Source organism: Chryseobacterium sp. AG844 (assembly GCF_003182335.1).
Taxonomy (GTDB): domain Bacteria; phylum Bacteroidota; class Bacteroidia; order Flavobacteriales; family Weeksellaceae; genus Chryseobacterium; species Chryseobacterium cupriresistens.
Genome location: NZ_QGTV01000009.1, coordinates 78,838 through 99,146, shown reverse-complemented (window position 1 = coordinate 99,146; position 20,309 = coordinate 78,838). Strand labels below are relative to the sequence as shown.

At 37.2% G+C, this 20,309-nt stretch carries 14 protein-coding genes and 1 riboswitch; of the genes, 10 read left to right on the top strand and 4 right to left on the bottom strand.

The window, feature by feature from the left end:
- Positions 1-36 precede the first annotated feature (36 nt).
- Both DEU40_RS11075 and DEU40_RS11070 read right to left on the bottom strand, forming a co-directional pair.
- Complete coding sequence (locus DEU40_RS11075) at positions 37-876, bottom strand: DUF5694 domain-containing protein (RefSeq protein ID WP_110009891.1); 840 nt, start codon at positions 874-876, stop codon at positions 37-39.
- Positions 877-909: 33 nt separating this feature from the next.
- Positions 910-3,033, bottom strand: coding sequence for a TonB-dependent receptor domain-containing protein (locus DEU40_RS11070; RefSeq protein ID WP_110009890.1), 2,124 nt, complete (start codon positions 3,031-3,033; stop codon positions 910-912).
- A 189-nt stretch (positions 3,034-3,222) separates the two neighbouring features.
- Here DEU40_RS11070 and DEU40_RS11065 point away from each other — a divergent pair, with 189 nt between their 5' ends.
- Positions 3,223-4,242 (top strand): sensor histidine kinase, encoded by a 1,020-nt coding sequence (locus DEU40_RS11065; RefSeq protein ID WP_110009889.1) that lies wholly within the window; start codon positions 3,223-3,225, stop codon positions 4,240-4,242.
- Positions 4,235-4,912, top strand: a complete 678-nt coding sequence (locus DEU40_RS11060) for a LytR/AlgR family response regulator transcription factor (protein WP_110009888.1) — start codon at positions 4,235-4,237, stop codon at positions 4,910-4,912. Before DEU40_RS11065 ends, DEU40_RS11060 begins: the two co-directional genes overlap by 8 nt.
- 133 nt (positions 4,913-5,045) lie before the next feature.
- On the opposite strand, the gene DEU40_RS11055 is transcribed toward DEU40_RS11060, so the two are convergent.
- The gene (locus tag DEU40_RS11055; protein ID WP_110009967.1) at positions 5,046-7,313 is read right to left on the bottom strand and encodes an aconitate hydratase; all 2,268 of its coding nucleotides are present in this window, start codon (positions 7,311-7,313) and stop codon (positions 5,046-5,048) included.
- A 315-nt stretch (positions 7,314-7,628) separates the two neighbouring features.
- On the bottom strand, positions 7,629-10,412 hold the full coding sequence (locus DEU40_RS11050; protein ID WP_110009887.1) for a bifunctional aconitate hydratase 2/2-methylisocitrate dehydratase: 2,784 nt from the start codon (positions 10,410-10,412) through the stop codon (positions 7,629-7,631).
- A 287-nt stretch (positions 10,413-10,699) separates the two neighbouring features.
- Between DEU40_RS11050 and DEU40_RS11045 the strand changes: the two genes are divergently transcribed.
- The 8 genes from DEU40_RS11045 to DEU40_RS11010 all read left to right on the top strand — a co-directional run bounded on the left by DEU40_RS11045 (position 10,700) and on the right by DEU40_RS11010 (position 20,221).
- Positions 10,700-11,470, top strand: coding sequence for a WG repeat-containing protein (locus DEU40_RS11045; RefSeq protein ID WP_228406499.1), 771 nt, complete (start codon positions 10,700-10,702; stop codon positions 11,468-11,470).
- 159 nt (positions 11,471-11,629) lie between these two features.
- Positions 11,630-11,721, top strand: a riboswitch (TPP riboswitch).
- A gap of 101 nt (positions 11,722-11,822) precedes the next feature.
- Positions 11,823-13,940, top strand: a complete 2,118-nt coding sequence (locus DEU40_RS11040; protein ID WP_110009885.1) for a TonB-dependent receptor — start codon at positions 11,823-11,825, stop codon at positions 13,938-13,940.
- Positions 13,941-14,116: 176 nt separating this feature from the next.
- Positions 14,117-14,869, top strand: coding sequence for a hypothetical protein (locus DEU40_RS11035; RefSeq protein ID WP_110009884.1), 753 nt, complete (start codon positions 14,117-14,119; stop codon positions 14,867-14,869).
- On the top strand, positions 14,857-15,399 hold the full coding sequence (locus DEU40_RS11030) for an acyl-CoA thioesterase (protein WP_089695037.1): 543 nt from the start codon (positions 14,857-14,859) through the stop codon (positions 15,397-15,399). Before DEU40_RS11035 ends, DEU40_RS11030 begins: the two co-directional genes overlap by 13 nt.
- 163 nt (positions 15,400-15,562) lie before the next feature.
- On the top strand, positions 15,563-16,492 hold the full coding sequence (locus tag DEU40_RS11025; protein ID WP_110009883.1) for a 2-hydroxyacid dehydrogenase: 930 nt from the start codon (positions 15,563-15,565) through the stop codon (positions 16,490-16,492).
- Positions 16,493-16,670: 178 nt separating this feature from the next.
- Entirely contained in the window at positions 16,671-17,933 is a 1,263-nt protein-coding gene (locus DEU40_RS11020; protein ID WP_110009882.1) for a serine hydrolase domain-containing protein, read from the top strand.
- Between the two features lie 25 nt (positions 17,934-17,958).
- Positions 17,959-19,758 carry an Ig-like domain-containing protein gene (locus DEU40_RS11015; protein WP_110009881.1) on the top strand — a complete coding sequence of 600 codons (1,800 nt, stop codon included), beginning with the start codon at positions 17,959-17,961 and terminating at the stop codon, positions 19,756-19,758.
- 4 nt (positions 19,759-19,762) lie between these two features.
- Complete coding sequence (locus tag DEU40_RS11010; RefSeq protein WP_110009880.1) at positions 19,763-20,221, top strand: heme-binding domain-containing protein; 459 nt, start codon at positions 19,763-19,765, stop codon at positions 20,219-20,221.
- The last annotated feature ends 88 nt before the right edge of the window (positions 20,222-20,309 follow it).

Here is a 20,309-nt window from a genome sequence, read left to right as displayed (position 1 = left end):
TAAAAAAAGACAGAGCTTCAATCTCTGTCTTTTTATTTATTTCAGTGAAGAAAATTCAATGAATTCATATTCTGCGGAAGAGGTAAAAAGCTGTCTTAATACCGCCGCATGTCCATTTCCTGCAATCACAAGAATTCTGTCTTCTCCATTGTGAGGAATGTTTTGAATATTGCGGAACATTCTCAGGTTTCTGCTGTACCAGTAAAGTGCGAGCATATCGGCGCCGTCATATTCTCTTAGTTTAAAGTCACCGCTAAGATAGGCCCCGTATCCGTACTGATGGCTTTCTTTGGAATTCATATAAGTAAAAGTGTCCAGAAGAGATTTGAAATTTTTAGGTTCAGCACTCTTATAGAAGGCCGTAAACTGTTGGGAGATCGGGTCATCACTTCTGAAATCATAATCCTTGCTGAGGTTTTTAAAAAATGCAGAATCAGTTTTCCCAAAATGTTTTTCAAGGTCATCCAGAATAGATTCTGCGTCAATGCTGAACAATTCGTTTATTTTGAGTTCACTGGCTATTCTCATAGCAAGCTGATAACGCTCATCTCTTTTGTCACGGTGTTTGCCTTCGCTGTATTCCTTCAGCTTTTGATTGGCATTCCAGCCCGGCCAGGCCTCAATCGCAATCTTTGTCGGCTTAAATCTTTTGATATATTCTACCAGTTCTGTGACTTCTTTTGCTGTTTTGAGAGAAAGTACATCTACCTGATCTTCTTTATTGGTTTTATGGGCATCCAGATTTGGATAATCAAAATGAAAGGAGCCTACCACCAAAACTTTCGTCTTTGGATTTTTAAAATAATCTGAAGGCTTTTTTTGAGCGAATACTGATGTAGAAAGGCATACAAGAAAAATATAAAAAAAGGTTTTCATGAGTTTATTTTTTTTAAAATTACTGTTACATTATTATTGCGCACGGTTTTTCTCTTCGAAATTCACCGCTCTGTTATTGGATCTGATTTTCTGGTTCCCCAAATTATAGGTAACGCTGAGTGTCATTCTTCGGGCATCCCAATAGTTGTGGAATGACTGTGTATTATCTGTAAAATACATATCACCCTTATATCCGGACTGTTTAAAAATATCACTCACCGAAAGGTTAACCTGGAGTGCTTTTTCCACAAAGCTCATCTTGATTCCGGCGTCAAAACTTGCTCTGTTTCTTACAGCGGTGTATCCGTCACGGGAAGGAAGATTATGCCAGTAGTTGACAAATAGCATGAACGTTTTAGCCTTATTGAGCTGGAATGTATTATTGAGGGAATAATAAAACGACTGTCCGTTTTTAGGAACCAGATTGAACCTTGTAATCTGAGTCTCATTATAACTGAACGAAGTTGAAATATTGCTTTCCCAGATTTTAAAGAAAGTATCTGTGTAATTCAGATTGATACCATAATTATCCTGATTATAGTAATTCTCAAACGTGCTGATGAGGTTAATTCCGGTCAGGAATGTGATCTGATCAAAATTATTTGTTGTTCTCTGATAATAAAGATTGGCCGAAAATTTATTTTTAAACATATAGTTAAGTTCTATATTATGATTAAAAGAAGGCTGCAGGCCCGGATTTCCTGAATAATACGTGTTTGGATTGGAATACCATCGGAACGGATCCAAAGCCCGGAAATAAGGGCGGTTGATTCTTCGGGAATAATTAATGCTGAACTGATTATCCTGATTGGCTTTATAAGAAAGATAGGCCGTAGGGAAGAATTTACCGTAATTATTCTCAGATTTTGCCTGTGTAGAAGGAGAGAAACCGCTGGATTGTGAATATTCATAACGGAGTCCTGCTTTCACAGACCATTTTTCGCCAAAATCTTTACTGGCACTGATATAAACGGCATAATTTTTTTCATTATAATCAAAAAGATTACTTTTTGCAGGGTCTATGGTGTAATTTCCATTGATAAAATTAAAATATCCGATGTCCGAATTATTGGAAAACTGACTGTATTTTGCTCCGGTTTCCAACTGTATTTTTTTGAAATTTAAAGATAAATCTGTCTGCCCTGAATAGATCTTATAATCTACTGAAGAAAGATTTTTCACGATCTGTGTTGAATTGTTAGCGACATTTCTTGTGGTAAAATTTACCTCTGTATCGGGCAGATTTCCATAATAATTAGCACCTATGCTGAGCTTATGTTCCCCAAATTTCTGATCAAAATATACATTAAGCATCTGTGAAGTAAATGAAGAACGGTGCTTTGAATCTGTGTCTGTTTGCAAAGTAGGAGTGGTCCCGGTAAAGTAATGTTGTTTTGAATTGATATCCATATTGGAATGTCCTTTCGAAATATCATATACCAGTCCGATATTGGAATTTTTAGAAAGGGAATAATCAAAACTGGCGTTTAATCCTACTCCGTCATTCATATCCCTTCTTTCATCCCTGCTTACAGAAGAGCTTTGCCCGGTAATTTTATAATTTTCCACTGATCTTTTATCTCCGTCATATCCCTGAAGCTTGATAGATGCTTTCACTTTTTCATTCTGATAGTTCACTCCTGCCACTGTGCTGAATGCTGCATAAGTCTTTTGGGTATAATTCGTGGTCAGGTAGCCGCTCCATCCGGGATTCTGATTTTTTTTAAGAATAATATTGATAATTCCGCTGTTTCCCTGAGCTTCATATTTGGCAGGAGGAGTAGTGATCACTTCAACTTTCAATATGTTTTCCGAACGAAGGTTTCGAAGGTAGTTAATCAGCTCAGATCCGGAAAGATTCAGCATCCGGTCATTAACCATCACAGCAACGCCATTTTTTCCGGCAATGGACAGCAGTCCTTTATTTTCATCAACCTGTAATAAAGGTGTACCAGCCAAAACTTCAGTTCCCGAACTTCCCTGTGAAAGCATAGAATTCTGTACATTGTAAACAAGACGGTCCACTTTACGTTCCACCAGAACTTTTTTACCGTTCACCGTAACTGCTTCTATTTTGTTGACATTGGCGGTGTCTTTGGTTTGTGCTGCTGAAAAAGAACAAATCAGGGTGGCTATAAATACAATGTGTTTTTCCATATTATAAAAGACAGATTGAATGATATTTATATTACATTTCTCTGACAAAAGTACCGGAAGAGGTTCTATGAGAAAACAGCATTTAGATGAAGAAGACAATTATTCATGTCAAAAAAGTTTCGTCGGAAAAAAACAGGTTTTTGTCGAAAACAATTAACGAATTATGCCTTTAGAGATTTATATTTGATTATGAATAAAAAGCAAATTATCTGGCTTCAAATTATTTACTGGAGTTTCAATTTCATAGGAACTGTCATTACTCCTAATTTTTTTGTTCCGGAAACTAACCGTCGGGAAGTACACATTCTGAGGGTTACATTTTTTATTGTAAAAATTGTGACATTTTATATATCGTATTTCTTTATTTTCCCAAAAGTTTTTAAACTTGAGAAACTGTATTCGGCAGTTTTTGTTTTTATGCTGACCCTGTTATGTTTTGCCAGTATAAGATACGCTTTGGAAGAAATGATTCTGCCTTCTACTCTTGGCTTCCGGAATTATGATGAAGAAACCGGACTTCTTTACTATTTCTTCGATAATATTTACAACAGCTCTCTGACTACTTTCATTGCCGGGATTCTATGGATTCTGGAGAAATATGGAGTGGCTGAAAATGATAAAAAGCAACTTCTGATCGAAAAGAAACAGGCTGAACTTCAGGCTCTGAAAACCCAGATCAATCCTCATTTTATTTTTAATTCATTAAATAATATCTACTCGCTTGTTTATCAGAAATCGGATAAGGCGCTTCCGGCTATTGAAGAACTGGGGCAGCTGCTGAGGTACAGCACGAAAGACCTTGAAAAAGATTCCATTTCGCTTGATAAAGAAATCGGATATATTGATAGTCTTATTGCGCTGGAGAAACTTAGGATCAGAAATCCCGAACTGTTGAGTATACAAAAAGATATTCAACACCCTCATCTGAAGATCTCACCCATGCTGTTGGTTCCTTTTGTTGAGAATGCCTTTAAACATGGGGATTTTCGTGATAAAGGTTTTGAAATGAAAATCTCAGATCATCATAAAGTTCTGCATTTTTATCTTTTAAATTTTAAAACACAGAAAATGAAAGATACTGTTTCAGGAATAGGAATTCAGAATGTGAAAAAAAGACTGGAAATATTGTATCCTAAACACCAGCTTGAGATCAAAGATTCGGAGACGGAATTTATTGTAGATTTAAAAATTGATTTAAGGGATGAATAAGTTAAAATGCATTATCGTGGATGATGAGCCGCTGGCCATCTCACTTCTTGAACATTATGTGGAAAAAATTCCTTTTCTTGAACTGGTTTTTTCCACAGAAAATCCGATTCACGCCCTTGAATACCTTCAGAAAAATGATTCAGACCTTATCTTTCTGGATATTCAGATGCCTGAGCTTACGGGAATCAATTTTATGAAAATTGTAGGAACCCATCAGAAATATATTTTAACAACAGCCTATTCGGAATATGCATTGGAAGGCTATGAGCATAATGTCGTGGATTACCTTCTGAAACCTGTTTCTTTTGAAAGATTTCAAAAAAGTGTTTTAAAGGCTCAGGAGCGTTTTTCTTTTCCAAAGGAAGAAAATACTCATTTCTATATAAAGTCTTCAGGGCAGAGGCATCGCGTAAGTTTCAATGAAATCCTGTATATTGAAAGCATCAAAGATTATGTTAATATCCGTACAGAAAATGATGAATATATCGTTCTGGATACGCTTAAATCTATGGAAAGCCAGCTTCCTGAAAAATTTGTACGGGTACATAAATCTTTTATTATCAATCTGGATAAAGTGAAAAGTATCGGGGCTAAAAAAGTGATTCTTCCTGATGATGAGATTCCTATTGGAGAAAGCTATAGAGCAGATCTTCTTGATAGAATATCATAATATTCATATGAGAGCTAAACCTTACAGGTTGGAATATTTACCAAAGTTCAGTAAAAGAAATTTTAAGACATTTAAAATAAAAAAGACGGCTTCAACTGAAGCCGTCTTATATTAATTAATCTAACAATTAATCTTATTTTTCCTGTTGTTTGATCAGGTTCAGCGCAGAACCAGCTTTAAACCAATCAATTTGCTGATCGTTGTAAGTATGGTTCGCCATGATGATATCTTTAGTTCCGTCAGTATGAATGAACTCTAAAGTAAGTTGTTTTCCCGGAGCGAACTGATCAAGATCTAAGAAATTAACAACATCATCTTCCAGGATCTTATCATAGTCTGCTTCATTAGCGAAAGTGATTCCAAGCATTCCTTGTTTTTTAAGGTTGGTTTCATGAATTCTCGCGAATGATTTTACCAATACAGCTTTCACTCCTAAATGTCTTGGCTCCATGGCAGCATGCTCTCTTGAAGAACCTTCACCATAATTCTGGTCTCCTACAACGATTGTTGGAATACCAGCCGCTTTATAAGCTCTTTGTACAGCCGGAACTTCACCGTATTCACCGGTTAATTCACTTTTAACTTTATTGGTCTCCATGTTGTAAGCATTCACTGCTCCAATCAACATGTTGTTTGAAATATTATCCAGGTGACCTCTGTATTTCAGCCATGGTCCAGCCATAGAAATGTGGTCGGTAGTACATTTTCCGAAAGCTTTGATCAATACTCTTGCTCCTGTAATGTTTTTACCGTCCCATGCCGGAAATTCTTCCAATAACTGAAGTCTGTCTGAAGTTGGGCTTACATTCACAACAACTTTAGAACCGTCCTCTGATGGAGCCTGGTATCCGTTGTCGTCTACAGCAAATCCTTTTGAAGGAAGTTCGAAACCTTTAGGCTCGTTAAGTTTTACCTGTTCACCTGCTTCGTTAGTTAATGTATCCGTAATCGGGTTGAAATCCAATCTTCCTGAGATCGCTACAGCAGCTACCATTTCAGGAGAAGCTACAAATGCATGGGTATTTGGGTTACCGTCAGCTCTTTTCGCAAAGTTTCTGTTGAAAGAGTGGATAATAGAGTTTTTCTCTCCTTTTTCCGCACCTTCTCTGTCCCATTGTCCGATACATGGTCCACAGGCATTGGTAAAGATTCTTGCGTTTTCAAATTTTCTGAAAGAATCCAGGAATCCGTCTCTTTCTGCTGTGAATTTTACCTGTTCAGAACCTGGATTGATTCCCAGGATAGCTTTAGGTTTAACGCCTTTTGATACTGCATCTTCTACAATGGAAGCCGCTCTTGATAAATCTTCATAAGAAGAGTTGGTACAAGAACCGATAAGCGCCCATTCCACTTCTAATGGCCATCCGTTAGCTTCAGCTTTAGCTCTGAATTCAGCAACAGGAGTTGCTAAGTCCGGAGTGAAAGGTCCGTTTAAGTGAGGTGTCAATTCAGAAAGGTTGATTTCTATTAATTGATCGAAATATTGTTCAGGGTTAGCATATACTTCAGCATCCCCCGTTAAGTGTTCAGCAATTTTATCAGCGGCATCTACTACGTCCTGTCTTCCTGTAGCGGAAAGATATCTTCTCATAGAATCATCATATCCGAAAGTAGAAGTGGTAGCCCCGATTTCAGCACCCATGTTACAGATCGTACCTTTACCGGTTGCGGAAAGAGATTCTGCACCTTCACCGAAATATTCCACGATACATCCTGTACCTCCTTTTACGGTAAGAATTCCGGCAACTTTTAAGATCACATCTTTTGCAGAAGTCCATCCGTTCATTTTACCGGTTAATTTTACTCCGATAAGTTTAGGCATTTTAAGTTCCCAGGCCATTCCTGCCATTACGTCTACCGCATCAGCACCTCCTACACCAATAGCAACCATTCCCAGTCCGCCGGCGTTTACCGTATGCGAGTCGGTACCAATCATCATTCCTCCGGGAAATGCATAGTTTTCCAGGACAACCTGGTGAATAATACCTGCTCCCGGTTTCCAGAATCCGATTCCGTATTTATCACATACAGAGCTTAAGAAGTTGAATACCTCGGAGTTTTTGTTGATCCCTTCCTGTAAGTCTTTATCAGCACCTACTTTAGCCTGGATAAGGTGATCCGCGTGAGCAGTAGAAGGAACAGCCACTTTAGCTTTTCCTGCCTGCATAAACTGTAAAAGTGCCATCTGTGCGGTAGCATCCTGCATCGCTACTCTGTCCGGTGCAAAGTCCACATAAGAGTTCCCTCGTTCATACGCTTGTGTAGCATTTCCTTCCCAAAGGTGGGTGTAAAGGATTTTTTCTGAAAGGGTAAGAGGTTTTCCCACAATTTGTCTTGCTGCTGCAATTCTTTCAGGGTAACGTTCGTACACCTTTTTGATCATATCAATATCAAAAGTCATATCGTATTTTAGTTTTGTTCTTGTTCTGTTAATGCTTCTTTTCCCTGTGTTGAAAAAGAAAATCACTTATCTACGCATCAAAAAACGTTCCTATAATCCATAAACAGGGTGTTTTTGATTCTGAAATCAATAGATTTTATAACTTTCAATTTAAGAAAAATTAGAATTTATTTTCCAGCTTTTATCGAAAAAAAAACGTAATTATCTTAAAATAGAAACGTTCTAAACAAAAAATTGGAAGATTTTAAACCCTTAAGGGATAAAATCTTCCAATAATATAGTTATTCAATAGTCTTGCGACTTATTATCAATCTCTTAGTGAGCGCTTGTACTTGTTAATTCTTTAATAGAAGGAACGAAAGTAGTAAGGTCAATTCCCTCAACAGCAGTTTTATACTCATCAATGCTTGGGATTCTTCCGATAATTGCAGAAAGAACAACAACCGGAGTTGAAGCAAGCAGGGATTCTCCTTTTTTACGTTCAGAATCTTCAACTACTCTTCCCTGGAAAAGACGGGTAGAAGTTGCTAAAACAGTATCTCCTTTCGCTGCTTTTTCCTGGTTACCCATACAAAGGTTACATCCCGGGCGCTCAAGGTACATTACGTTTTTGTACTCTGTACGTGCTTCTCCTTTTGGAGCGTTGTCATCAAATTCAAAACCGGAATATTTTTCCAGTAATTCCCAGTCACCTTCAGCTTTTAATTCATCAATGATGTTATAAGTAGGAGCTGCCACTACAAGCGGAGCATTGAATTCTACTTTTCCTTGTTGCTTTTCAAGGTTTCTCAACATCTGGGAAACGATCTTAAGGTCTCCTTTGTGGACCATACAGGATCCTACGAAACCAAGGTCTACTTTTTTCTCACCTCCATAGTAAGAAAGGTCTCTGATGGTATCGTGAGTATATCTTTTAGATACATCGTCATTGTTTACATCCGGGTCAGCAATCATTGGTTCAACAATTACATCAAGGTCTACAACAACTTCAGCATAATATTTAGCGTTTGCATCAGGAGTTAAAGCAGGTTTTTCACCTGATCTGATTTCTGCAATTCTCTTATTGGCTTTGTCAATTAATCCCTGAAGAACTTTATTGTGATTATCCATTCCCTTGTCGATCATGATCTGGATTCTGCCTTTTGCAATTTCCAGTGATTCGATCAGAGTGCTATCCTCAGAAATGTTGATAGAAGCTTTTGCCTTCATTTCGGCAGTCCAGTCTGTAAAGGTAAATGCCTGGTCAGCAGGAAGTGTTCCGATATGAACCTCAATGATTCTACCCTGGAATACGTTTTCTCCTCCAAACTGCTTTAACATCTGAGCCTGCGTTGCATGAACCACATCACGGAAATCCATGTGAGGCTTCATTTCACCTTTGAAAGTTACTTTTACAGATTCAGGGATCGGCATAGATGCTTCACCGGTAGCCAATGCAAGAGCTACAGTTCCTGAGTCAGCTCCAAAAGCAACTCCTTTAGACATTCTGGTGTGAGAGTCACCACCAATAATGATAGCCCACTCGTCTACAGTGATATCGTTAAGAACTTTGTGGATAACGTCAGTCATGGCGTGGTATTCACCTTTCGGGTCACGGGCTGTAATCAGTCCGAACTCGTTCATGAATTTCATCAGCTTAGGAATGTTAGCCTGAGCTTTTTTATCCCAAACAGAAGCCGTGTGGCATCCGGACTGGTAAGCACCATCTACGATTGGAGAAATCACAGTTGCTGCCATTGATTCTAATTCCTGAGCGGTCATCAAACCTGTTGTATCCTGAGATCCAACAATATTAACCTGTACACGAACGTCAGAACCGGCGTGTAATACTTTTCCCGGAGTAGTTCCAACAGCATTTCTGTTGAAAATCTTTTCTACAGCCGTAAGTCCTTGTCCTTCATGAGAGATTTCTTTTGACGGAGCAAAAACTGTTGGCGCTTCAATACCTAAAACCTGAGCAGCAAATGTCTGTAGTTTTTTACCAAATACGACCGCGTAAGATCCTCCTGCTCTGATGAATTCCATCTTTTGCGGAGTGAAAGATTTGGTAAGGTCGATCAGTTCCTGGTCGCCGTTATATAATTTCTTTTCTTTTGTATTGATTGTTAAAACAGTTCCTGTTGCTACTGAATATGCTTCTTCAAGAACAATGTCACCGTTTTCATTACGAACCGGGTTTCCGTTTTCGTCAACTTTCTTTACCCAGTTTTTAAGGTCAATACCGATACCTCCGGTAACGTCTACTGTGGTAAGGAAGATCGGAGAAATACCGTTTGTTCCTCCTACAATAGGAGCAATGTTAACGAATGGTACATATGGGCTGGCCTGTTTTCCTGTCCAAAGAGCCACGTTGTTTACTCCGGACATTCTGGATGATCCAACACCCATTGTTCCTTTTTCAGCGATCAGCATAACGCTTGCATCAGGATGCTTTGCCTGTAAAGCTTTGATCTCTTCCTGAGCTTCAGGAGTGATCATACATTTTCCATGAAGTTCACGGTCTGATCTTGAGTGAGCTTGATTACCAGGAGAAAGTAAATCTGTAGAAATATCTCCTTCACCAGCAATATAAGTAACTACTTTAATTTCTTCAGCAACTTCAGGAAGTTTAGTGAAGAATTCGGCTTTTGCGTAGCTTTCAAGGATTTCTTTTGCAATTTCGTTACCGCTGTTGAATGCTTCTTTCAAACGGTTCGTATCTGCTTCATAAAGGAAAACCTGAGTTTTAAGAACGTTGGCAGCTTCTTTAGCAATAGCTGCATTGTTGCCTAAAGCAAGGTCCAGCAGAACCTCAATAGAAGGTCCGCCTTTCATATGAGATAATAATTCAAAGGCAAATGCCGGGGAAATTTCTTCTACTACGGATTCACCCAGAATAATTTCTTTTAAAAATTTTGCTTTTACTCCCGCTGCACTCGTAGTTCCGGGTAGTGTGTTATAAATGAAAAATTTAAGAGAGTCCGGTCGGTCAGCATTATCTGAATCTTTAATTTGTGCAATGATTTCGCTTAGTAATTCAGCACCATCAATTGGCTTTGGATGAAGCCCCTGGGTTTTTCTTTCTTCAATCTCTTTGATGTAATCTTTATAAATACTCATAATAGAAGGTCTTTCAAAATTAAAGCTAGGTCAGCTTTTTCTTTACCGGTGTGTATAAATACAATTAATGACATTTTGAGTTCTCGCATTTTGATGCAACATTAACCGAATAAAGTCAGCATAATCCACACTTTTTCAAAAGTTTTTTAAAATTATCAAACATTTCAAAATGTTCCCAAAATTACGAAATTTTACAATTTTATAAGAATGAAATTATTTAGATTCTTTATAAATATGAATTTTATAATATCTATTTTTGGTCGTATTTTTGTAATCAAATGGAGAATATGAAAAATATCCTGAATGTTTTATGTGTTTTTATTTCGATTTTCGTTTTCTCGCAGACCAAATCTGTGAAGAAAATTCCTGTGAAAAAAGGAACAAAAACTACGGTTAAAAAAGCAGCTTCAGCCAGCAAACCTAATGCTGATCTGGTAGTGATCAATAAAGATCTTCCTGTTTTGATTCCTAAAAAAAAAGGAGATCAGTTCGGGTATGTCAATCAGAACGGGAAATTTATTATCCAGCCGGAATATCATATTGCCGTATTTTTTTATGAAGACTGTAATCTTCTGAATTCACCCAATGAAAAAGTGAGAAAATTTGGAACAAAAGACTATGCTACGGTGGAGAAAAATATGATTTCTTACCGCATAGATCAGTCTGGTAAGAGAGTCTATCAGTTTAAAGATACCGATTTTGGAAAATGTAAATTTGAAGAATATAAACAACAGTTATTCCAAGCTTATATCCTGAATGGTTTTTACGGAATCATTGAAAAATCAAAATTTGTAAATGCCGCAGATTACAGACAATATCAGATCTATCCTCAATATCAGTATCTGTTCATTCTTGAAGGGGATGATGTAGCTAATCCAATGATTGTTGCTTCCAATAATGATAAATTTGGAATCATTGATGTTAACAATAAAGTGATTATTCCGTTTGAATATTCCAATATTAAAAGAAATTTCAGCTGGAAACTGGGTAAAATGTTTGAAGTGACAAAAGACGGCTCGAATTACTACTATATCGATGCCAACAACAAAACCTACTAAAGAGTTATAAATGATGAATGATGAATGATTTATTTGATAACTCCTATTTTTCATAGTGTCTTTTCCATTCTGTAACTATTTATTTACCACGTAATCTGATATTCAAAAGCCCGCATCTCGTAACCCGATCGCAGTTCATATATTTTTTGTAATTTTGCGGCTGAAATAAAGGGGTGCTTTAAAAGGCTGAGATTATACCCAATGAACCTGGAACAGGTAATGCTGTTTAGGGAATTGAAAATGTACCAATGAAACAGTATAACAATATACCAATTGCTAGACTGTTAAATTAATAAAATTGTTACATTATTGCTCAACCCCTTTTATTCATTAAATGTTAAAGATTTATAGAATGAAAGGATTATTTTTTTTAGGACTTACCGTAGGAGCTGCGGCTTTTATACAGGCTCAGAGTACAGATTCTCTGAAAGTCAGGGAAATTGAAGCAGTCAACTTTACCAAAAGGCTTCCGGTAGCAAAGGAAATCGTCAATGTACAGAAAGATCTGGACAGTAAGAATCTGGGACAGGATCTTCCTATTCTTTTGAAAAACCAAACTTCCATTATTTCGACGTCAGATGCCGGAAACGGGGTAGGATATACGGGTTTCCGAATTCGTGGTGTTTCGGGAAGTGCCATCAATGTGATGATGAATGGTGTTCCATACAACGACTCTGAAAGCCAGGGAACTTTTTTTGTCAATGTTCCGGATTTGACAAGTTCTGCCTCACAGATTGTCATTCAGAGGGGAGTAGGAACTTCCAATAACGGGGTTTCTGCCTTCGGAGCAAGTATTAACGTACTTTCCAAGGATCCTGAAGAGAAATTTTATTTTAAAACGGATGATAGCTACGGTTCATTTAATACTTACAAATATTCAGCAGAAATAGGTTCCGGGAAATTCTGGAAAAACCGACTTTCCGTGATGGGAAGATATACCCATATTCATTCTGACGGATACATCGACAGAGCTTCATCCAGCTTACATTCTTATAATTTCACTGCTTTATTTGAGGAAGGAAATACGAAATTACGTTTAATGGCTTTTGGCGGAAAAGAGAAAACCTATCAGGCATGGAATGGGATTGATCGTAAAACCTGGGAGACTGATCCCAAATTCAATATTTCAGGGGCCATTTACGATGCCAGTTGGGAGAATATTGTAAGTTTCTATGATAATGAAACGGATAACTACAGACAGAATCATTATCAGTTGCTGTGGGAACAAAAATTCAACGACCGCTGGAATCTGGAAACCACGTTCCACTATACAAAAGGAAAAGGATATTATGAAAACTACAAGCAGGGAGATCCGTTTTCAAGATATAACCTTCCCAATATAACAGAAGGAGGACAAACGATAAAAGCTTCAGACTTTATCAGAAAAAAATGGCTGAACAACGATTTCTACGGAATGGTTTCTACATTGTACGGAAAGTTTGAAAATTTAGATCTGAACTTCGGTGCTGTGGTCAATCAGTATTACGGAAGACACTATGGAAATGTAACAGGAGTATTTTTTCCTCAGATTGAGGAAAGTGAATACTACAGAAACCGCTCTGTAAAGAATGAGGTGGCTGGTTTTGCAAAAGCTTTATTAAGATTGAATAATTTTGAATTCTTTGGTGACTTGCAGCTCAGAAAAATAAATTACAACACAAAGATTCTGGCGGCTGGTGATGGTGAAGGGGCAGATTTAAGTAAAAACTGGCTGTTTTTTAATCCAAAAGCCGGAGTGAATTACAGAATTGACGGAGGTAAAATATTCCTTTCTTACGCCCACGCCCATCGTGAACCCAACAGAGATGACCTGATGGCCAATAATGATGTAAAAGCAGAAAAGCTTCACGATATTGAAGCCGGTTTTGAAAAACAGTTCGGAATCGTTTCTTTTACTGCTAATGTGTATTATATGTATTATGTGAACCAATTGGTTCTGAACGGAGAACTGAATAACGTAGGAGCATTTATCAGAACAAACTCAGGGAAGAGCTACAGAAGAGGTATTGAGGTTGGTGCTTTGGCAAAATTATCCAAACAATGGGAGGTTTCAGGAAATGTAACATTAAGCCAGAACAGAAACCAGGATTTTAATATTCAGAATGGTGATGTTCCTAAAAGCCTTGGAAATACCCAGATTTCATTTTCTCCAAATGTTATAGCCAATTTAGGTTTGAAATTCAATCCTACAAAAAATTTCCAGTTTGCTTTAATGAATCAGTATGTTGGAAAACAATATCTGGACAATACCGAAGATGCCAATCTGCAGCTTAAAGATTATTTCCTGACAGATTTCAATGCTCAGTACCAGTTTAAAATTGCCAATAATGAAATTGCATTGAAGTTGTTGGTGAATAACCTGTTCAATAAAAAATATGTTAATAACGGATCTGTTTATGATGGGCAGCCTTATTATTTTTCACAGGCAGGAACGAACTTTATGTTTGGAGTAAGCTGGAAAATTCAGTAATTGACAAATCGGTGTTTGCTTTTTAATAGATTTACCATTTTTAAACTTAAAAAAAACAGTTTAAATAACAGTATATCTGTTTTAATACAGAATAATCAAAAGACTGTTCCGGCAGTCTTTTTTATATCCATTAAATATTACAAAAAGTCCCGAAAAAGTTATAAATTTGCTGCCAAATGAATATTTCAGCATATATTTTAGAATACTTAAAACAATTTGGAACTGCCACAGTTCCAGGCTTTGGGGTGTTTTCACTGAAAAATTCTAAGGCAATTATCAATTCTGAAAACGGAAGCATCTTACCTCCGGCCAGTCAGATTGAATTTGCCATAGACTATGAAGTCCGGGCTGAAGACCTTACTGCCTTTATTGCAGAACAAAAACAGATGTCTCTGGAAGCTTCAAGAAGTGATCTTAAAATTCAGACTGATTTTTGGAAGAAAAAACTTCAGGCCGAACAGGTTCTTGACATTCAGAATCTTGGAACCGTTTTCATTGAAGAAGGACATACCCATTTCAAGGGAAAAAGAATAGAATCCGGACGTCCGGATTTTTACGGATTGGAAGAAATCAGATTTTCAGATATCAATAACGGGGAAAAAGTAAATGCTTCAGTGAATCGTGAAAAGGATTTTAAATTCAAAAAAACAATTCTTTGGCTTTTCCTTCTGATTATCCCTGTTCTTGGAATTGTATACCTGGCGTTTACCCAGCAGGAACTTCTTTTCGGAAAAAAATCTTTCAATAATGTTTCAGTACAAACTTCTACCCATAGGATCGTAAAAGATACGGTGAAGATGAAAGTAGATACTCCGGAAACACCCGTTACAGATTCTTTGAAAAAAGATTCATTAGTAAAACCCGCCGGAAAAGTAAAACAATCTGCTCCGGCTGTCCCAAACAACACTAAGACTAGATGGCAAAAATAAAAAAAGCGTCAGAATCTCTGACCATTATGACCAATATCGTTCTTCCGAACGAAACCAATTCTTTAAGAAACCTTTTCGGTGGTGAGCTTTTAGCAAAAATGGACCGTTGTGCGTCTATTTCAGCAGCAAGACACTGTGAAAGAAGAGTAGTAACAGCTTCAGTAAACCACGTATCTTTCAACCATCCGATCCCGGAAGGTGGTGTTGTGGTGTTGGAGTCTAAAGTTTCAAGAGCATTTTCTACTTCCATGGAAGTGTATGTAGATGTATGGTTGGATGATCCAATCAACCAGAAGAAAGTTCATACGAATGCCGGGATTTATACTTTCGTTGCAGTAGATGAATTCAACCGTCCGATTCCTATTCCGGAAATGATTCCTGAAACAGATGAGGAAAAGGAAAGATTTGCAGCAGCATTCCGTAGAAAAGAACTTTCATTAATCCTTTCCGGAAGAATGAAACCTTTGGAGTCTGTAGAGCTTAAAAAACTATTCCAGGAACCACAGGAATCTAAGAAAGAAAAAAAGTAAGCTTATATACTTTATCAATAAAAATGCTTTTAAACTTTGCTGAGTGCTAACGCCTTTGCGAGCTTAAAAGCATTTGTTTTTTCAGAAATTTGCGAACTTTGCGGTAGAATAAAATTGTAATCATTTAGGAATCTGTTCCTATCTCTAAAATCATTAATAAAAAATGAAAATACTTCTTTTAGATAAAAACCATCCTCTTATTACTAAACAGCTTTTGGCTCAGAATTTTATTTTAGAAGAGGATTTTACATCGTCTTATAATGAGGTTTGTGATAAAATTGAGAACTATGATGGAATTATTATCAGAAGCCGTATTCCACTGGACAAAAACTTTCTGGAAAAAGGGAAGAATCTGAAGTTCATCGCAAGAGTAGGTGCCGGAATGGAAAATATTGATATTCCTGTTGCTGAAAAACTTGGAATTCAGCTGATCAATTCTCCGGAGGGAAACAGAGATTCTGTGGCGGAGCACGTAGTGGGAATGCTGCTGGTGATCATGAACAGACTTTTTATTGCTTCCCAGGAAGTGAAAAACGGCATCTGGAAACGTGAAGAAAACAGAGGAGATGAGCTGTTGGGAAAAACAGTGGGATTGATTGGCTATGGTAACATGGGAAAAGCTACTTCAAAAAGACTTTCAGGGTTCGGATGTAAGGTGATTTTCCACGATATTCTTCCTGATCTTTCAGATGAATATGCAACACAGGTTTCACTGGAAGAACTGAAACAGTCTGCAGAGGTCGTAAGCCTGCATATTCCTTTAACTTCAGAAACCCACTATCTTATTGACGAAACTTTCATTGCAGAGATGAAAAACGATTTTTATTTTGTCAATACTGCAAGAGGAAAAAATGTGGAAACTAAAAGTTTAGTACAAGCATTGAAGTCCGGAAAAGTAAAAGGTGCATGTCTTGATGTACTGGAATATGAAAAGTCTTCTTTCGAGAACATTGAATCAGAAAATGAAGATCTGAAATATCTTCTTGAATCGGAGAAAGCCATTGTTACACCTCATATTGCAGGATGGACCCATCAAAGTAAAGAAAAACTGGCTCAGTTTATTGTAGATAAAATTGTAGCTTCACACTGTTAAGTTGTTTAAAAAATAAAATATAAAGGCGGATTTACTTTTTGTAAATCCGCCTTTTCTGATGATTTTGCCCTTCCATATTTTACTTTTCCATCCATTTATGTTAAATAATTCATAATATCCACCTCATATTTATTATTTATTTTGAGTTTTATTAAATTGCCGCTCATTTTTGAATCTCATGACGACGCGTAATTTTGTACTTATCTTAACTGTTCTTTTATCCCTGTTTTCCTGTAAAAAAAAGGCTGAAGCCAAAGAAGTTTCTGCTGAAAATACAACCAATCTGCCCAACTATGGAAATGTAGATCTGGGTGATATTTTTACAAAAGGTGACGGACAGCTTTTGAACAGACAAACTACCGTAAGCTATATAGACCAGTATTACAAAAAGATATGGGAAGGAGGAGACCTTAGCGGCGGAATTCTTGTTGCCAAAGGAGATGAAATCCTTTATGAAAATTACAGAGGTTTCGGAAGAGAAGGAAACCAGATGCCGATCGACAAAAATACACCGTTGCATGTAGCTTCAGTTTCAAAGACTTTAACGGCAATGGCAATGATGAAGCTGATAGAGGCCGGAAAAATAAAATTAACGGATCATCTTACTCAGTTTTTTCCGGGGTTTCCATACCCGAATGTTACCGTTCAGACTTTGCTGGATCAAAGAAGCGGTCTTCCGAAATACGAATATTTTATCACCAAAATACAGCCTGTCCCGGCAGAACTGTCAAAACCTTTCATTACCAATGAAGATGTTTTGAATATGATTATCAAATATAAACCAGATCTGGCAAGAGATACGGATACAGGATTCATGTATTGCAATACGAATTTTGCTTTATTGGCTTTATTAATTGAGAAAGTGACTAAAACTCCTTTCCCTCAGGCGATGAAAGAAATGGTTTTCACACCATTGAAAATGAATAACACGTACATCTTCCAGGAAAAAGATATTCCTACAGCTTCGCAGTCTTTCTATTATGGAGGAAATAAGTTGTATCCTTTAGACAGACTTGATCTGATTTACGGAGATAAAAATGTGTACACGACACCAAGAGATTTATACAACTTCTCAAAAGCAATGTTTTCGAAAAATTTCCTGAAACCGGAACTGATGCAGATGGTATTCACTCCTTACAGCAATGAAAAAGCAGGAATGAATAATTATGGATTAGGATTCAGAATGAAAATATTTGATAATGGCGAGAAGCTGACCTATCACAACGGATGGTGGCATGGCACCAACTCAGTATTTGCCCATCTTTTAAAATCTAAGGTTACCATTGTAGCTATTGGAAATAAATATTCAAACAAAGTATATACAGCACTTGCATTGTCTGGTTTATTCGAAGATTTCCCTTTGCAGAAGGAAAAGCTGCATACCGTTATGCACGACAATAAAGATACTTTGAATTCCGGACAGGAAGTTTTTGGAGAATAATGTTTACTTTTGCCTAAACATTTTCATGAAAAGGTTTCTTTTATTACTCATTATCTGTTTTCTTGTACATTCATGTGCAAGAGTAGGATCTCCTGTCGGAGGGCCTAAAGATACCCTGGCACCCAAGTTTTTAAGCTCAAACATTGATACAACAAGAATCAATGTCAAAAGAGATATTCGTGAACTCCGTCTGGATTTTGATGAATATGTGACATTGAAGGATATCAATAAAAACCTGATTATTTCACCTCCTATTAAAGGAATAACGAGAATACTTCCATCGAATATTGCCAACAAATTTGTTCTGATTCAGTGGACAGATACCCTTCAGGCCAATACCACTTATAATTTCAATTTTGGAAATTCAATTGTTGATAATAACGAATCTAATATACTTAGGTATTTCAATTTTGCTTTTTCCACAGGAGACAAATTGGATGATTTGTATATCAGTGGTGAAGTAAAGGATGCCCTCGATACTAAAAAGAAAACCGGAACTACAACAGAAAATAAGCTAGTGGTAGGATTGTATCAGGTAAAAGATACCATGGATTACAAGAAAAAGCCTTACTATATCACTAAGGTAGATGAAGATGGATATTACGAATTAAATTATCTGACTCCCGGAAAATACAAAATTATTGCTTTTGAAGATGAGAACGGAAATTCAATGTATGATCCCGGAAAAGAAAAAGTAGGGTTCCAGAAAGATCCGGTGAATGTTGAGAAATCCATTTCAGGATTAAACTTAAAGGTATACCCTTCCAAAAAACCGGTGAAGTATGTAGAAATGAAAGAGATAGCCGGAGGAGTTCTGATGACCTTTGAAGGAAATCCTGATGAAGTAAAGGTACAGTCGCTGAACGAGAAATTAAAGGATGTCAAGATAACACACAATCCGAAATCAGACTCTGTAAGAATCTGGTTTGATGCTGTAAAGGATAATGTGGGTCAGGAAGCAAATGAAAAGCTGATCTTCACCCATAATAAAGGTCCGAAAAAAGACAGTGCCTATAGCGTTTCTTTATTTTACAGATATAATAAGAAAAATGCTATGGATGTCTTTAGTGATAACGACGGAACTTCTATCGCTCCAAAGGCAGATCTGAAAATTGCATCAAACTATATTGTTGATAAAATTGACCCTTCAAAATGGACTTTAAGAGCCAAAGGAGACAGTTTAACAACTTTACCGTTCACTGCTAAAATCTCCGAAACAAATCCTTACCAGATTCATGTTCAATCCGACTTTGTGATGGGCAAAAGCTATGAACTTACAGTTCCTAAGGAAACCGTATATTCATTCTATGCCAAAAATACCCAATCAAAGCGTTTTGACTTTGATGTTGCCAAAGTAGATCAGTTTGGAAGTGTTGAGTTCTCTGTTTCCAATCCGCCGGAAGCAAATTACTGGATTCAGTTAATGGATTCTGACAAGGTAGCTTATCAGAAATATACCAAAGGAGATAAGGTAAAGTTTGATATACTCAGACCTGGAGAATATGTCGTAAGGATTCTTGTGGACAATAACGGAAACAAATATTGGGACGAAGCAGATTTCGCGAATGATATTTTTGCTGAAGATGCTTATATTTTCTATAAAAAAGTTATTGTCAGAGCCTTATGGGAAACGAGAGAGGACTGGGATCTGAAAGATACCAGAACACTTGATAGTCCGAAATCACCAACTGTAACAACGCCGGCTCCGGCACCTGCCACTCCATCTCCGTCAGAAACTCCGGTGTCTGCAGAACCTGCAGCAACGAAGCAAGTGCAGAAAAAAGAATTTAAATCCGGTAATGCTGTTTTAACTCCAGCTAAGTAAGCAGATGAAGATGGCTAAGAAAATGGTATTCTGGACATTGGTGGCGTTTGCCCTGATTCAGTTTTTCCCTGTTGACAGGGTGAATAAACCCGTTGATTCTGCGGTCAACTTTGTTGATTCAAGGAAATCACCGGAAAAAGTCAGAACGTTGCTTAAAAACGCTTGCTATGACTGCCATTCCAATGAAACGGTTTATCCGAAATATGCTTTTATCGCACCCATTTCATGGTCTGTAAAAAGCCATGTGAATGAAGGTAGGGAACATCTTAATTTTTCGACCTGGGGAACTTATAATAAGGATTTGAAGGAGAATATGCTGACTAAATCCATTCAGACCATTCAGAATAAAACAATGCCGATGCCCGGTTATATTGTTTATCATAAAGAAGCCAATCTTTCAGAAGCTGAAAGAGCATTGCTGATTCAGTATTTTGAAGAAATGCTGAAGACTAAAACCTATTAGTTTCTCCTAAAAAAACTCCCGCAGATTTTACAAACCAAGCATATTGTTTAAACAATGATCTGCTGATCTGTAAAATCTACGGGAGAAT

Bases quoted from the DNA above. Each gene is read 5' to 3' on its own strand.
- DEU40_RS11075 (WP_110009891.1), bottom strand. From the start codon at position 876: ATGAAAACCTTTTTTTATATTTTTCTTGTATGCCTTTCTACATCAGTA.
- DEU40_RS11070 (WP_110009890.1), bottom strand. From the start codon at position 3,033: ATGGAAAAACACATTGTATTTATAGCCACCCTGATTTGTTCTTTTTCA.
- DEU40_RS11065 (WP_110009889.1), top strand. From the start codon at position 3,223: ATGAATAAAAAGCAAATTATCTGGCTTCAAATTATTTACTGGAGTTTC.
- DEU40_RS11060 (WP_110009888.1), top strand. From the start codon at position 4,235: ATGAATAAGTTAAAATGCATTATCGTGGATGATGAGCCGCTGGCCATC.
- DEU40_RS11055 (WP_110009967.1), bottom strand. From the start codon at position 7,313: ATGACTTTTGATATTGATATGATCAAAAAGGTGTACGAACGTTACCCT.
- DEU40_RS11050 (WP_110009887.1), bottom strand. From the start codon at position 10,412: ATGAGTATTTATAAAGATTACATCAAAGAGATTGAAGAAAGAAAAACC.
- DEU40_RS11045 (WP_228406499.1), top strand. From the start codon at position 10,700: ATGAAAAATATCCTGAATGTTTTATGTGTTTTTATTTCGATTTTCGTT.
- DEU40_RS11040 (WP_110009885.1), top strand. From the start codon at position 11,823: ATGAAAGGATTATTTTTTTTAGGACTTACCGTAGGAGCTGCGGCTTTT.
- DEU40_RS11035 (WP_110009884.1), top strand. From the start codon at position 14,117: ATGAATATTTCAGCATATATTTTAGAATACTTAAAACAATTTGGAACT.
- DEU40_RS11030 (WP_089695037.1), top strand. From the start codon at position 14,857: ATGGCAAAAATAAAAAAAGCGTCAGAATCTCTGACCATTATGACCAAT.
- DEU40_RS11025 (WP_110009883.1), top strand. From the start codon at position 15,563: ATGAAAATACTTCTTTTAGATAAAAACCATCCTCTTATTACTAAACAG.
- DEU40_RS11020 (WP_110009882.1), top strand. From the start codon at position 16,671: ATGACGACGCGTAATTTTGTACTTATCTTAACTGTTCTTTTATCCCTG.
- DEU40_RS11015 (WP_110009881.1), top strand. From the start codon at position 17,959: ATGAAAAGGTTTCTTTTATTACTCATTATCTGTTTTCTTGTACATTCA.
- DEU40_RS11010 (WP_110009880.1), top strand. From the start codon at position 19,763: ATGAAGATGGCTAAGAAAATGGTATTCTGGACATTGGTGGCGTTTGCC.